The following is a 14,727-nucleotide window of genomic DNA, read 5'->3' as shown; positions in this document are numbered from 1 at the left end:
GGGTTTGCGGGTTGCGGCCTCGTTTAGCGAGGCTTTAGTGGGCTGATGCCTCATCACCGCTCGCGGGCGGCTGCGTCGCCGGGACAGGCTATTGGGCTGTTGACGTTTCCTCCCCCGCCTTAGGAGCAGCGGAGGGAGCCGATTCGGCAGGCGGGTCTTCCTTCTCGACGCGCTGCAGCAGCTTGGCGAATTCGTCGCGGGACTTGAGCGCTTGGAACTGCTCGTCTTCTCGAACTTCGTCGGGTGAGATGGCGGAACCGAAGAGGAGGCCGGCGATGCCGCTTGATTTTTCGCGGCGGAGGTATCCTTGGCGCCACGCCAGTTCGAGTTGGCGGATGGCCTCCAGTGAGAGCGAGTCGACAAGGCGTGACTGGTCGTCAACTCCTAGTTGTTCGTCGGCAGCGGCCTGGGCGGCCGCGTAGGCGAGGGCTTGGGCCGCGACGACGCGGTCGGAGGGTTCGCCGGTGACGAGGGGAAACGCTTTCGCTTGTTCGGCGCAGAGCTGGTAATCTCCCTCGTCGGCGAGGGCTTGCAGAACGCCCTCGTTGCGAATGCCGTTCACGCCGACGAACCTAGCCGTGTGTGCCAGGGCCTTCATGGACGCGACCGAGGCTTTCATCCAAGGCGCTTCAGCAAGATCGCCGCAGCGCTGAACGGCGGCGTTGAATTGATTAAGTTCCGCCACGGCGTCGCTCACCCGCTTGAGGTCGATCAGCGCCATGCTATGCGCCAGTCGCTGATTGGCAGCCATCAGCGCGACTTCGCCGACGTTTGGCGCGAGCTGTTCTAGTTTGTCGATGGATCGCCGTGCCTCGGCGAGAACCTCCAGCGATGCATCAAGTTCGCTAGTCTCGCGACTAACGTTGGCCAGCTGCAACTGCAGGTTCGCAAGAGAAAACAGGAAATCGAAATTCTCGCCTCCTCCCGCGGAGGCTCGTGCGAGCGTTTCTCGCGCATCTTCGATCAAGCGTCGGGCGTCGTCAGCGCGCCCTCGATAGCGGTAGGCATCGGCCAGAGATGCCTCGTAGCGCGCGAGGGCAAGCTGCCGGTCGATTTGCTGCGGGAACTTGTTCGCCAAGTCGCGGCCGATCGCGACAGCCTGCTCTTGATGCTCTAGGCCGGCCGGCGTGAGATTCGCGTCCTCCAAGGGGCCGTGCAGGACGCCGGCCGACTGGTGTAGTTCCGCGAGCTCCTGTCGAATGTGCGGCACGTCGGGGTGACTTCTATCGAGCGCGACTGCGACTGCTAACCCCTCGTCGTAAGCCATGCGCGCGGCGTCGAGACGGAACTCGCGAGCTTCAATATCGCCCGACTGACGGAGAATCTGGGCGAGAGTATGTGCGACCTCAATGTTGTCGCGGTCTTCTTCGTGGAGCGTCCGCGCGATTTGCACGGCTTGCCGCACATGGTCGCCGGCTTGAGCAAACTTCCAAAGAACTTCCAGTTCAAAGACGGCGAGTTGGTTCAGCGCACGTGCGAGCCGAAAGCGGACGTCGACGGATTGCTCGGGCGTCGCCCGTGATAGATCGACGGACTGAAGTATTTCGATGGCTTGATTGAACGAGGCGACGGCGGGTTCCATTTGGCCAAGTTGACGGAACCGCTCGCCCGCCAGTGACGCGACGTACGCACGGCGCGCGGCGTACCCGGCGTCTCCGGGCTCGAGTTCGCGGAGGTGATCAAATGTCGTCGCCGCCTCGCTCAGGTATCGCTCCGCGTCAGTCGTCGCGCGATTATCGATCAGCATTTCAGCGACGTTCGCGGCATTCACCGCGCCGCCGTGGCGGTAGGCGAGATTGTCAGGAAATTCACGGGCAAGCTGCTGGAACTGGGCAATGGCCTGTTCGTAAGCCTGCCGAGCGTCGTCCATGCGGCCAAGTTGCCAATTGGCGTTGCCCAACCGGAAGAGGGCCTCGCCGCGATCGCGACGAGACTTCTCGGTTTGATCGGTTTGTGCGGCAAGGGAGTCATAGAATTCGACGGCCGCCGCGAGCAAATCGCTGCGCAGCGATTCCATGCCGTAACTGGCGAGGAGTTCAGACTTGCTGAGCGTTTCGTAGCGATCGAGCGACTTACGGGCAAGATCGAGCAGCGCATTATTACGGGTCGCTTGGCGCTGAGATTCAGCCTGCGCCGCCTCCGCTTGCTTGAGGGCCTTTTCCGCTGCCGCCTGCGCCGCGAGAGCTGCAGTCTTCGCGTCGCGCTCTCGGTCGTTCGCCGCGCGCAATTGAACGTTGCCGGCCGCTAGTGCAACGATGGCTACTAACGCCATCGCCACCCCGCTGGTGACGAGCGTGCGATGATTCTTGATCCAACGCGCGGTCTGGGCGGGAATTGATTCGGGTAGCGCGGAAACCGGTTCGTCGGCAAGCCAGGCCTCGATGTCGTCGGCTAGTTTGCGCGGCGAGGGATATCGATCGCGCGGCTGCAGCGCCATCGCCTTCAGGCAGATCGCCTCCAGGCCACGGGGGACTACCGGCTTGACCGATCGCGGCTTGGGGAATTCGCCCCGCGCGACTCGCTGCAAAACGACGCCGAGATCATCGTCTTCTTGCGGCGCACGTCCCGTGAGAATGACGTAGAGCGTGGCCCCCAGGCTGTAGACGTCACTTGCGCCGCTCAACACATCGAGTCGACCGGCAGCCTGCTCGGGACTCATGAACGCCGGCGTTCCAATGGCGGCCCCCATCTGCGTGGGAGCAGAGCCAGAGCCCGATTGCGGTCGGAGCAACGGTTCCGATTGATGGGGTAGCGTGGCATTGGGATCGTCGGTGGCCGCGGCTGGTTCGGCTTCTCCCTGTGGCTTCGCCAGCCCCCAATCGACGACGAGCGTTTCGCCATACTGCCCCAGCATGATATTGCCAGGTTTAAGGTCGCGGTGGAGCACGCCGCGACTGTGCGCGTAATCGATGGCATTGCAAACGTCGAGGAACCGCGACAATAGTCGGCGCAGTTGCAGCACGTCTGCCGGCTGTCGCCACGACGGGTCGGCCTCGCGATGGAAGCGGTCGATCGCCTGAGCAAGGCTATCGCCCCGGATGAAACGCATCGCGTAGAAAGGGCGGCCGTCGGCGTATTGTCCGAGCCCGTAGATCGGCACGACGCCTGGATGTTCGAGTCCGCCGGTGATTTCTGCTTCTTGCAGGAAGCGCGCCCGACTATCCAGGTTGTCGGCGTGCCGATCATGCAACTCCTTCAGCGCGACTTCGCGATTGAGTTCGTTGTCACGAGCCACGGACACCTTGCCGAGACCGCCTGCAGCATGCGGGCGGAGGATGCGAAAGCGCTGGGACGGCGCCGCCGGTGTGCGCGCAGGCATGGCGACCGTCGCGTGGCGATCGCCGCGCGGCGTCAGGGCGGCGGCGTGGGCGAGACTCGTTTGCACGTCGCCATCAACAATGTCGGCCAGACTTTGTCGTAGCGGTTCGACTGAGCTCAGGGCGGCGAGGCTTGCATCGGCGCGACCCCCGTGCAACGCAATATGCTTGTCAACGAGGGCGTCGAGGAGTTGACGCGCATCGGCGGGGAGCGCGCCGATCGCTGAGAGGTGGTCGCCTAGCGGCCTGCCTTTGTCGAGCACCCAGGCGTTCATCGCGGCGATTAATTGCTCAGAGCGGACAAAATCCATCTGCACGGCAAGGATGCCGAAGAGCAGATTGCGGTCGGTGGCGGCGCTGGTCATCGCGGCGATAGCGGCGTGGTTCGAAAAGCGGCTCAAGCGGCCGGACGACACCATCGTCGCGTCGGGGGCCGTCGGGAGCAAGGTCGGGCCGGATCGTTTGACCAGAGCCGCGTTACGGCGCCTCGGCGACCGCCGAAAAGGGAGTGGGGGACGCGGCAAAGGTGACGAGCGTCAACGGAGCGTCCGACGGCGATGCGAGGCGCGACCGCCAGTGCCGATCGAGTTCAGCCACCCCGCTAAGCCCATAGACCTCTCGGAGAGCCTTGTTCGTACCGAGAGATCGCTGCGCTTTGGCGAACGCAAGAAGCTGTTGGGGAGTGCCGCGCTGCAGCAGGCAGCGGACGATCGAGGCGCTTTGGCCGTAGAAGAGCCCCCAACGTTCGGCGGCGGGGTAGCGTTGAAGGCCGAACAATTCATTGATCGGCATCAGTTCGCCGCGCTGGTCGCCGCTGCGAAGATCGCGCTCGTGAAGTTGCTGCTTGTCAAGCGGATCGAGCAGCAAGGCCAGGCCCTCGTCACACCAGAGGGGAACATCCGCAAAGCGGTCAGCGAGCAGGACGTGGCAAAGCTCGTGCGGCAATGCCGACGTGAGATAGTCGCTCACATCGCCGCGGACATCGATTTTGCGACGGTTGATGCGAGCGCCGCTGCGCTGCGTGAGTGCTGATGCCGCGGTCGCGGCCCCGGCATGACCGACCGTGGCGACATAGGACTTCGCGTCGACATGAAGAACGATCTGGCAACGGGGCGACCAGTGCCCCGGTTGGAGGCCGCAGAGTGTTGCAACTTCGTTGCGGAGCCGTTCGCAACCGACGGCGACGTCTTGGGCCTCTTTAGCGCCTCGTAAGGAACAAACTTGAAAGTTACTGCTCTCCGCTAGATGCCAAGCCCCCTTGCGGGTCAACGAAACCACCCCGGTAGCTGAATCAGTGGCAACTTTGGCGGCGACCTCGGCGGCAGCGGCGTTTATGGGGCTGTAGAAGCCCGCCAGGGCCGCCAATGCGAGCAGCGCGAGTGTGCGGTTTCCGTACAAAGAGGGGATGCCTCGCGCATGGGCAGATCAGGGAGGGGGTAGTGCCCCTATGGCAAGGGGCGTTCCTGTTTCTCCAAGGTGTGACATCCCGCGATCTAACCATCTGCATGGGTAGCTAGTTACGTCGCATCTTCCGGGCGGCCTTCGCTGTCAGACCCTTTCCTTATGCTGAAGAGAGGCGCAGAGGTTGCGCGAATGGCCGGCGCCCCGGGACCGTGCCGTGGGCGCGGCACATTGATCGGCAGAACCGGCCTGGCCGTTATTCCGGCCGGCGACAAATTACATCTGCGAAAGGAGCCGACGACTGCTCAGGCGACAAGCTCGTCAGCGACGTAATATTCACATCGAGGGATCGATCATCGGCTGCGGCCGAAGTCGTTTGACGGCAATCGCCTAAGTTCTACGGCTGAGCGTGGGGCCATACTGCTCACCGCCACCACATTAGTGGCACAAGAATACGGCGCACGGCGGTCAGGTCGAGCGTTCATCGAGGCGCCGAGCCGCTGCCACTGGGCTACCATTTCACGGGCGCTCCGTGCCGCTGTGATTGCCTCGCAAGCGATACCGTCGCGTGGCGCTTGTTGCCGCGTTGAAGCGGCGAAGAAGAATCTAGAGGCTGATTTGATGAAGAGTTGAAGATCGGCGGGAGAGCCGCTTGCCAGCGACTCAGGCAGCCTGCCCATCATGCCCCGAGATCGAGGTTGTTCTTGTTGAGCGACCACCGGGCAAATAGCAAAGGTTTTTAGGCGGAGGTGTTATATGAGTGCGTTCAAAGGTTTAATTCTGTCGGCAGTAGTTGGTTCGATGCTCGCCGGCACGGCGGTGGCGGGCAATTTCATCGGAACCGAAAAGGCGCGGGGCCATTTCGGCGGAAACGGCTGGACGCAGCTGCATGAAGGTCGTCGCCATGCGAATGACGGTCAGCGCGCCGTTCGCTACGCATCGCGACCTGTGGTCGTCCAGTCGACGATAGCGGCGCCGGCCGCGGCGCCAACGGCCATCGCCCAAGCGCCGGCGGAAGGGCGTCGGTTCTCGTACGCGCCGATTACTGACGCGGCGGCGCGCCAACCGGCGGCGACCGTTCCCCCAGTCGCCGTGCAATCGACCGTCGTGCAGCCGTCGTACTACCATGCGCCGACTCGCCATCATTCGGCCGACAAGTGGGCGTTGCAGAAGACCGATCCTCGGAAGTACAGCAGCCGCTAAGCGACTAACCCAGGTCGCAAGGCTAGCGATGTCGCCCGGTCCCGACCGTTCGTCGGGGCCGGGCTTCTTTATTTGCCGGGAAGTTGCCAGACCGACGTATCACCGAGTTTGCTGGTCCGCTCGGCCGCCTCGACTCGCTTTAAGAGGGCCGCGGCTGCCGCGTCGTCCGGATAGTCGCCAGCTAATCGCTGCGCATTCCGGAAGGCCTCGCTCCAATTCTCCTGTTCCAGTGCGAGCAACGCGGCGTCGTATCGATGGCGGCGTTCGTTCCAATCGAGCGTTGGTTGTGCGACGATTTCGTACAGGTCGATCGGATGGGCGATGTTCACCGCGCGAACCCGAGCCAGGCGGCGATGGGCGACGCCTGAAGGCAGGCGCTTAAGCGTCTCGCCAGTGATGAGGCAATCGGCGCCAAGGTACTTGGTGGCGCCCTGCACGCGGCTGGCGACGTTCACCGCATCGCCCAACGGGCCATATTTGAACTTCAGCGACGAACCGGTGTTGCCGACGCGGGCAAGCCCAGAGTTGAGCCCGATGCCAAGTTGGACGGGGACGCCGAGCTCCTGCTGCCAGCGCGCGGAAATCGCGGCGAGGCTTTCCATCATCTGTTTCGCCGCCAGGCAGGCAAGTGCGGCATGGTCACTTTGCGGAGCCGGTGCGCCCCACATTGCCATCAGCTCGTCGCCGATGTAATCGACCAAGACGCCGTTGTAAGCGAGAACCGATTCTGAGAGCGCGCCCATGGTGTCCTGGATCCAGGCCATTGTCCGGTCGGGTCCGAGCCGTTCGCTGATCCGGCTGAAGCAGCGGATGTCGGCGAAGAGGATCGTCACCTCGGCGTTGCGGCCCTCGAGGAGCGTGGGATCGCGCTGCAACTGGGTGGCAAGTTGCGGCGTGAAGAATTGTTCGAATTGCACTCGCGCCTCGACCGCGGCTTGTTCTTCTTTCAAGCGGGCCAGGCCAGCCGCGATGCCGCTGGCGAGCAACTCGACGAGCTTCGCTTCGAATTCGGTGATACGGGGAAATCCACCTGAGCTGCCGCCGCTGCGGCGATCGCCGTATAGGGCGCCGATCACCTCCCCTGCCCCATTGAGGATCGGTGCGGCGACGAGCGCGGAGACGTTTTGCAAGCTGCGGGGAGTATCGGGGCCAGTGGGCGGCACATGCCGAAACGTGCGGCGGTCGCGGCGCACCCAGCCGAGCAGGGTCTGGCTCGGCGCCCATGACGTTTGGCTGTCGCCTTCACGCTGATCGCCGGCGTGGAGCGCCTCGGTCCGCCAGCGCCCGTCATCGAAACGGAGGACGGCGGCGGCGTCGAGGCCGACGATTTTGACAGCCGCGCGGGCTGCTTGTTCGGGAAAGTCGTGCGTATTGGCCGCGCTTTGAAAAACGCCGAGGATCGTTTCGAGCCACCGCAGGAGTTTCGACTCGTCAAAGGTGGCGCCGAGCATCGCCACCGACGCGGGCGGGGCCTGCTTGCCGGGCGGAATAGTCCGCTCGGGTAATCCTTCCAATTCGAGTTGCTCATCCTCCGCCGGATCAACGCGGACCGCGTAATCGCCGAATTGCAGCAGTGCCGGAGGAATAACGAGCGCGTCATCGCCGGGCGCTAGCGTTTGATTGGGAGAAACTCGGACTGGCTGGCTGGTGCTTAAATTCTTGACCTGAACCTGTCCGCCCGCCGCTAAGGCGAGTCCGACGTGTGCGCGTGAGATCGCAACGTCGTCGATCGGCGCAAGGATGATCCGTGCACCCTGCGAATGGTCGAGCCGCATGACCGGAGGCGGTTCCTCTTCTCGCTGGCGGCCGATTTCCAGCGTCGCGTCGAGTTGCGTTGCCAGAATACGCTGCCGATGGCGGTAGCAGAGGACTGGAAACGCCGGCGAAACTTCGGCGGCGTCCCGCAGGGGCGGCGGCGGTTCAGGCGACGTCATAGCGCGCAAAACAAAGGAGGCCAGGTGGAAGACCGCACGTCCTCACAGTTTATCCGGTCCGTGGATGATCAGTGGAGTAGAGATGCGCGAATCCGAGACAAAAAGTAACGATCGGAATGTGGTGGCAGCGTCAGCGTCCGACTACGATGGGCGAATGCGCTGTCCAAGTCATTGGCTCTTTGCCGCGTGGTTCGTTATATCGTGCGTCGGCGCCGCCTCCGCACAAAGCTTCGATCCGCCAGCGAATTACTATTCCCCGGCGACAGGTACGGGCGCGGTCCTCAAGTCTCAGTTACATGATATCATCGACAACCACACGGTGATGTCCTATGACGCGGCTAGAACTTCGTTACAGGTCACCGATGCTGATCCATTAAAGCCCGGGCATATGCTGACGGCGTACGACCGCACGTCTGTCAACGTGGGGGCGATCAACCCCGGCGGTCCCATTCCTGGGTGGGACAGCGCGGCCACCTGGAATCGCGAGCATACCTGGCCGCGAAGTCGAGGCATCGCCAGCAGCGGGCCAGACGACAGCGACCTGTTCGCACTTCGCCCTGCGTTGACCGCTGGTAACGGCGATCGCGCTAACTACAACTTCGGCGGCGCCTTCGGGCAGACATTCGGGCTGAAGTCAGCCTCGCCAACTCCCTACTGGTACCCTGGCGACGCTGATGCGGGGATGATCGCCCGCCAGGAATTCTACATGGCGGTGCGCTACGATGGCAGCGACGCCAGTACCACGAATTTAGAACTCGTGTCGGGGAATCCCGCGGCTACTGGCTCGGTCTTAGGCGACCTCGATCGGCTTATTGAATGGCATTTTCTGGCGCCGCCTGACGCCTTCGAGCGTCGGCGCAATCAAATTATCTACGACAGTTATCAGCACAACCGCAATCCATTCACCGATCGACCAGAGTACGTCTGGTCGATATTCAAGAACCAGACGAACGACAGCGCGTTGACGATCGCAGGAGGAACTACGGACGCCAATGGCGCTTCCTCCCGGTCGATTGATTTGGGGCGGGTGCTCGTAGGGGCGGCTGTTCCCGCGGCTCAGACGGTGACCCTGAATAAGGCCGGTTTGGACGGGACCTATTACTCGGTCACGACGACGGACGAGGCGACAAGCTCGGTGACGGGGCGATACAACGCCTTCGCCGCCGGAGTAACGGGGAGCAAGTCGATCAACGTGGGGTTGAACACCGCCACGGTCGCGGCTGGCCTAAAGAGCGGCACGGTGACGATCGACAATCTCGACGTCACCACCGCCGGCGGAGCGGGGCGAGGCGCCAACGACGGAAACGACGTCGTAGCGGTGAATCTGAGCGTGCTGAGTCACGCGAATCCGTCGTTTGTCGCTGGCAGCGACGCGAACGGGCTGACTTTTGACTTCGGCACGGTAACGCTCGGCGCCGTCGTTCCGACATTCTCGTTCGATCTGTTTAACCTGGAGACCACCGCCGGCTTCACGGCTGGACTCGACCTGGATTCGATCGTCGGGAGCGGCGACACAGCGGCGTTGTCAACGGATTTGGAAATTTTCCAAGGCGCCGCCACCCTGGCCGCAGGAGCGGGATACGCCTTTAAGGCTGAGTTCAGCACGGCGGCGGCGGGCGCCTTCTCGGCCACGTACACGCTCAATTTTTCGGACGAGAATCTTCCCGGCGCAACAGCGCTGGGGAGTATGACGCTCATGTTGAGCGGCGTCGTTTCGGCGGCAGTCGTGGAGGACGGAGACTTCAACGGCGACGACGCGGTCGACGGCGCCGATTTTCTCACTTGGCAGCGGGGGTTCGGCGGGGCGGCGTCGCCGGCAAATGGGGACGCCAATGCAGATGGCGTCGTTGATGCCGCCGACCTGGCCGTCTGGGCGGAGCAATTCGGCGCCGGATCATCGCCGGTGCTGACGATTCCCGAGCCGACTGGGGACTGCTTGGCACTGGCGACGGGACTGGTTGTTGCGGCCGTTCGACGCCGACGCGCGGCGTAGACGGGCGGCCAAATCTCAGCGCACTGGTCTGTTTGCTTTTCACGCCGCTTTCTGGCCACAATGGCGAACTATTGGATGATTCCAACCAGTTCGTCCTCTGGAAAGCTGCCCGATGAAGTCGCTCCGTGGATGTTGTTTGCCGCTTGCATTGTCGCTGGCATGGTTTCCGAACGTCCTGTACGGGCAGGAACTGGGGAACGAGCAGCTCGAGTCGCTCGTCCCTCTCCAGGAGGTTGCCGAAGCGGCAGAAGGGGCCATCGCGGAGGTTACGGACAAACCGGCGGCGGAGCCTGAGACCGACGCCGCGGTTGAGGCGGCGGTGGTGAAGCTGAACGTCACCTCCCGGGCGCCCGACTTATTCCGTCCCTGGACTAAAGCGGCGCCGTCCAAATCATCGGGCTCGGGGGTCGTCATTGCCGGGCCGCGAATCCTTACGAACGCCCACGTCGTGATGCATGCGAGCGAAGTCCTTGTTCAACTCCGCCAGGGAGGCGACCAGCTTCGCGGCAAAGTGACCGCGATTGCACCGGGAATCGATTTGGCGATCGTCGAATTACTCGATGCGTCGGGGCTCGACGGAATCACGCCCCTCTTGCTGGCGGCGGAGCTTCCCATGCCGAAATCGCACATCAGCGTCTACGGCTATCCCACCGGGGGCGACGATCTTTCGGTGACCGCCGGCACGGTCTCGCGGATCGAGTTCACTGGGTACAACTTCGGCACCTGGGGAACTCGGGTGCAGGTCGACGCGGCCCTCAACCCTGGCAACAGCGGCGGCCCGGCGATCCAGGATGGGAAGATTGTGGGCCTCGTATTCAGCAAGATTCAGGAGGCCGACAACATCGGGTACCTGATTCCGCCTGAAGAGATCGAGTCCTTCCTCAAGGACGCCTCGGACGGCGAATACGACGGCAATCCGCAGATGTTCGACAGCTACCAAACGGCCGAAAACGAAGCCCTGCGGGCATTTCTCGACATGCCGAAGGAGATGACGGGGATCGCGATCGCCGAGCCCTACAAAGACGGAGATGATTACCCGCTGAAACGTTGGGACGTCATCACGCACGTCGGGCCGCACGCGATCGACAATCAGGGGTACGTCGAAGTTCGCGAAGGGCTGCGACTGAAGTTTCAATACTATGTGCCGAAGTTAGCGAACAACGGGAAGATCGAGCTAACGGTGGTCCGCGACGGCAAGTCGCAAGTGGTGCACGCGCCCGTGGCGCCCGACCGCGAACTGCTGATTCCGACGCTGAAAGATCGGTATCCGGAATACTTCATCTACGGCCCAATCGTGTTCGAACCGGTGACTCAGGAATACGTTCGCGGCTTAGGTGGCCAAGGGGTCTCGATGCTGATGGCGCTCGATAGCCCCATCCTCAAGCGGCTGTACGAAGCGCCAGAGGAGCCGGGCGAAGAGCTAGTCGTCGTGGCGACGCGGTTGTTTCCCCATCCGATCACCAAAGGGTACGACAACCGACCACTCGGCGTCATCAAGAGCGTCAACGGCGTCGAGATCAAGAACCTGCGTCAACTCGGCGAGCTGCTGCGCGACAGCAAGGACGAGTTCCTGCGATTCGAAATGGCCGACCGGAACGAGTCGCTGGTCTTCCGTCGGAGCGAGATCGGTGAAGCGACGGAGCAAATTCTGACCGATGAGGGAATACGATTTCAGGCGTCGCAGCAACTCAGAGATATCTGGGAAGACTGAGTCGGCGCCAGCTGCTGCGAAGTCACCTTCAGCCCCTACTTTGCAAGTGATTAGGGCTTCGTCTCGCTACGCATCCAGTGCCCGTCATCAGCTCCAGGGCTGCAGGCTTACTTCGCGTGCTGAACGACGCGAAGTTGAGCTCGCGATTGGGCGATCGCCTGCTCGCGGCGAGCCAGTTCATCGTCGCCAGCTGCCGGCTGCGTGAGCCAGTAGGAGATTGACTCCTTGACTTTCGTCTCGTCGAGTCGCGCTACCGGGATCGCTCGATTAGTCAGCACGGAGACGACGTTGTCGACGACCTGGACGAAGCCGCCGTCGATGTAGAACCGCTGGCCGCCGCCATGGCCGATGCGCAATTCGCCATAGCCTAGCCGGCCGATCATGGGGGCATGGCTCGGGGCGACGCCCAATTCACCGTCGTAGAGCGGCAAGGCCACGAAGTCGGTCGTCGCGTCGAGCACCGTTTGCTCCGGAGTGACGACGACGACGCGCAGCAGTCCGGAGTCTTGAGTCGCGTGGCTCGATGATTCGGCGTGAGCGGCCATGGTCGATTGCGGAGCTAAGGGGAGCTTGACGTTAACGTTGTGTGCGACGAAAAGCGTCGCTTACTTGCGAGTCTTTTTCCACTGCTCTTCGGCCTGTTCGATCGGACCGACGTACATGAAGGCGTCTTCGGGGAGGTGATCCCACTTGCCGTCGCACAGTTCTTCAAAGCTGCGAATCGTGTCGGCCAGCGGCGTGATTTCGCCAGGCTTGCCGGTGAAGACTTCGGCCACGAGGAACGGCTGCGATAGGAACCGCTCGATGCGGCGGGCACGGTGGACGATGAGCTTGTCTTCTTCGCTCAGTTCGTCGACGCCGAGGATCGCGATAATGTCTTGCAGTTCACGGTAACGTTGCAGGGTCATCTGCACGCGGCGGGCGGCGTTGTAGTGACGCTCGCCGACGTACTGCGGGTCGAGAATCCGGCTGGAGCTCGCCAGCGGATCGACGGCAGGGTAAATGCCCTTCTCCGAAATCGACCGTTCGAGGTAGATGAAGGCGTCGAGCTGACCGAACGCGGTGGCCGGGGCGGGGTCGGTCGGATCGTCGGCCGGCACATACACGGCCTGCACCGAGGTGATGGCGCCCTTGTTGGTCGAGGCGATCCGTTCTTGCAGGGCGCCCATTTCGCTGGCGAGCGTCGGTTGGTAACCGACCGCGGACGGCATACGTCCGAGGAGGGCCGACACCTCGCTCCCCGCTTGCGAGAAGCGGAAAATATTGTCGACGAACAGCAGCGTGTCGGCGCCCGTCTTGTCGCGGAAGTACTCGGCCATGGTGAGAGCCGAGAGGGCGACGCGGAGACGCGAGCCCGGCGGTTCGTTCATCTGGCCGAAGACCATGCACGTTTGGTCGATAACGCTGCGGCCCGTGTCGCCGATCTTCGCTTCCTGCATTTCGAGCCAAAGGTCGGTCCCTTCGCGGGTCCGCTCGCCGACGCCGGCGAACACCGAGTAACCGCCGTGGGCCGAGGCGATACGAGCAATGAGCTCGGTGAGAATAACCGTCTTGCCGAGACCGGCGCCGCCGAACAAGCCGGCCTTGCCGCCACGGACGAACGGGGTTAGCAGGTCGATGACCTTGATGCCGGTTTCGAACAGCTCGGTCTTGGTCGAGAGGTCGGAAAGCGGCGGAGCGTCGCGGTGAATGGGCCAATACTCGTCGGCGTTAACCGGGCCGCGGCCGTCGACCGCGTCCCCGGTGACGTTGAAGACGCGACCGAGCGTCGCCTTGCCGACTGGCACCGAGACGGGGCCGCCGGTGTCGACGCATTCCTGCCCGCGGATCAGACCGTCGGTGGCACCCAGCGCAATGCAGCGGACGCGGCCGCCGCCGAGATGCTGCTGCACCTCGCCGGTGAGATTGATCTTCACGCCCTTGTTTTCCGAGTTGATCTTCACGGCGTTGAAGATCGGCGGAAGCTGATCGTCGGCAAACTCGACGTCGAACGTCGAACCGATGACTTGGGTAATGTGACCGATGTTTTTGGCGGTTGCGGTGGACATATTCGTTCTTGGCTAGTTCGTAGGACCGAGTCTAACGAAGTCTTTTGTGATAAATCTCACGCAGAGGCGCGAAGTCGCAAAGAATACAGCAGGGGTATGAATCAGAGTTATTTCTTTGCGGCTTTGCGCCTTTGCGTGAAATGGTCTTATTCGGTTATTTCAAAGCTTCAACGCCGCCGATGAGGTCCATCAACTCGGAGGTGATGCGACCCTGGCGGGCGCGGTTGTACTGCATGCTGAGCTGCTTGATCAGCTCGCCGGCGTTCTCGGTGGCGCTCTTCATCGCGACCATGCGAGCGATCTGCTCGCTCACCGCCGAGTCAAGAAAGCACTTGAAGAGGCGGACCTTGAAGCTGGTCGGCACGACTTCTTCGAGAATACTTTTGGGCGACGGCAGGAACTCGTATTGGATCTGCGGAGCGCTCGGGTCCTCTTCCTTCGCGTCGGCGCCAAGCGAACCGAGCGGCAACAGCGTCTCAACCGCGACGCTTTGCCGCGCGATGCTGTCGAACTTCATGTAAACCACGTCCAGCCGATCGAGTTGGCCGGTGAGGTACTCGTGGAGATAGCGCGTCGCCAGCAGGTCGACTTCGTCGAACGTAGGCTTGTCTTCAAAGTGAGTGTAGGCATGCTCGGCCACCTGGCCGCGGAACTTGAAGCCGGCAATGCCGCGTTTTCCAGCGATTTCGAGCCGAGTTTCGGCGACTTCTTGCTTGAGCTCCTTCCAGCGTAGCAGACCGGCGCGAATCAAGTTGCCGTTGAATCCACCGCAAAGCCCGCGGTTGGCAGTGAGGACGAGCAGCGTCGCCTTCTTTACTTCGTCGCGAGGTTCGAGCAGCGGATGGCTGACCTCCAAGCCAGTTTTGGTGAGGTCGTTCACCAGCTGAGTGATCCGCCGCGTATACGACGTCGCCGCCGATGCGCGATCCATCGCCTTCTTGAAGCGCGCCGTCGCGATCAATTCCATTGTCCGCGTGATTTTGCGGATGTTCTTGATCGACTTGCGGCGCTTGTCGAGTGCTCTGGGATTGGCCATGGAAAGGCTGGAGGCTGTAGACCGAAGGCTGTGGTGAAAACGGCAGAGGGCAAACTAACCGCTGATTCCAGCGGACATTCAAGG

General features: G+C 62.5%; 9 protein-coding genes. 3 read left to right on the top strand and 6 right to left on the bottom strand.

The window, feature by feature from the left end:
* Positions 1-88 precede the first annotated feature (88 nt).
* Both I41_RS15450 and I41_RS15445 read right to left on the bottom strand, forming a co-directional pair.
* A complete protein-coding gene (locus I41_RS15450) occupies positions 89-3,763 on the bottom strand; it encodes a protein kinase domain-containing protein (RefSeq protein WP_145433820.1) in 3,675 nt (1,224 codons plus the stop codon).
* A gap of 31 nt (positions 3,764-3,794) precedes the next feature.
* The gene (locus I41_RS15445) at positions 3,795-4,715 is read right to left on the bottom strand and encodes a hypothetical protein (RefSeq protein ID WP_145433818.1); all 921 of its coding nucleotides are present in this window, start codon (positions 4,713-4,715) and stop codon (positions 3,795-3,797) included.
* A gap of 759 nt (positions 4,716-5,474) precedes the next feature.
* On the opposite strand from I41_RS15445, the gene I41_RS15440 reads away from it, so the two are divergent.
* Entirely contained in the window at positions 5,475-5,921 is a 447-nt protein-coding gene (locus I41_RS15440) for a hypothetical protein (RefSeq protein WP_145433817.1), read from the top strand.
* Between the two features lie 68 nt (positions 5,922-5,989).
* Here the strand turns inward: I41_RS15440 and I41_RS15435 are convergent, their stop codons facing one another.
* Positions 5,990-7,855 carry an adenylate/guanylate cyclase domain-containing protein gene (locus tag I41_RS15435; protein ID WP_145433815.1) on the bottom strand — a complete coding sequence of 622 codons (1,866 nt, stop codon included), beginning with the start codon at positions 7,853-7,855 and terminating at the stop codon, positions 5,990-5,992.
* A gap of 154 nt (positions 7,856-8,009) precedes the next feature.
* Here I41_RS15435 and I41_RS15430 point away from each other — a divergent pair, with 154 nt between their 5' ends.
* Together I41_RS15430 and I41_RS15425 are read left to right on the top strand one after the other, a co-directional pair.
* Positions 8,010-9,848: an endonuclease gene (locus I41_RS15430; protein WP_168206933.1), complete on the top strand. Its 1,839-nt coding sequence runs from the start codon at positions 8,010-8,012 to the stop codon at positions 9,846-9,848.
* Positions 9,849-9,960: 112 nt separating this feature from the next.
* Complete coding sequence (locus I41_RS15425; protein WP_145433811.1) at positions 9,961-11,559, top strand: S1C family serine protease; 1,599 nt, start codon at positions 9,961-9,963, stop codon at positions 11,557-11,559.
* Between the two features lie 107 nt (positions 11,560-11,666).
* On the opposite strand, the gene atpC is transcribed toward I41_RS15425, so the two are convergent.
* The 3 genes from atpC to atpG all read right to left on the bottom strand — a co-directional run bounded on the left by atpC (position 11,667) and on the right by atpG (position 14,643).
* On the bottom strand, positions 11,667-12,104 hold the full coding sequence (gene atpC / locus I41_RS15420) for an ATP synthase F1 subunit epsilon (protein ID WP_145433809.1): 438 nt from the start codon (positions 12,102-12,104) through the stop codon (positions 11,667-11,669).
* 60 nt (positions 12,105-12,164) lie between these two features.
* A complete protein-coding gene (atpD, locus tag I41_RS15415; RefSeq protein WP_145433807.1) occupies positions 12,165-13,607 on the bottom strand; it encodes a F0F1 ATP synthase subunit beta in 1,443 nt (480 codons plus the stop codon).
* Between the two features lie 154 nt (positions 13,608-13,761).
* On the bottom strand, positions 13,762-14,643 hold the full coding sequence (atpG, locus tag I41_RS15410; RefSeq protein WP_145433805.1) for an ATP synthase F1 subunit gamma: 882 nt from the start codon (positions 14,641-14,643) through the stop codon (positions 13,762-13,764).
* Between the last annotated feature and the right edge of the window lie 84 nt (positions 14,644-14,727).

It is taken from the genome of Lacipirellula limnantheis (genome assembly GCF_007746075.1).
Taxonomy (GTDB): domain Bacteria; phylum Planctomycetota; class Planctomycetia; order Pirellulales; family Lacipirellulaceae; genus Lacipirellula; species Lacipirellula limnantheis.
The sequence above is the reverse complement of the archived record's forward strand: the minus strand, read 5'-3'. Positions and strand labels throughout refer to the sequence as shown.

What these genes read in the sequence shown, in the direction of transcription:
- atpD (WP_145433807.1), bottom strand. Translation starts at nt 13,607, where the DNA reads ATGTCCACCGCAACCGCCAAAAACATCGGTCACATTACCCAAGTCATC.
- I41_RS15440 (WP_145433817.1), top strand. Translation starts at nt 5,475, where the DNA reads ATGAGTGCGTTCAAAGGTTTAATTCTGTCGGCAGTAGTTGGTTCGATG.
- atpG (WP_145433805.1), bottom strand. Translation starts at nt 14,643, where the DNA reads ATGGCCAATCCCAGAGCACTCGACAAGCGCCGCAAGTCGATCAAGAAC.
- I41_RS15425 (WP_145433811.1), top strand. Translation starts at nt 9,961, where the DNA reads ATGAAGTCGCTCCGTGGATGTTGTTTGCCGCTTGCATTGTCGCTGGCA.
- atpC (WP_145433809.1), bottom strand. Translation starts at nt 12,104, where the DNA reads ATGGCCGCTCACGCCGAATCATCGAGCCACGCGACTCAAGACTCCGGA.
- I41_RS15435 (WP_145433815.1), bottom strand. Translation starts at nt 7,855, where the DNA reads ATGACGTCGCCTGAACCGCCGCCGCCCCTGCGGGACGCCGCCGAAGTT.
- I41_RS15430 (WP_168206933.1), top strand. Translation starts at nt 8,010, where the DNA reads ATGCGCTGTCCAAGTCATTGGCTCTTTGCCGCGTGGTTCGTTATATCG.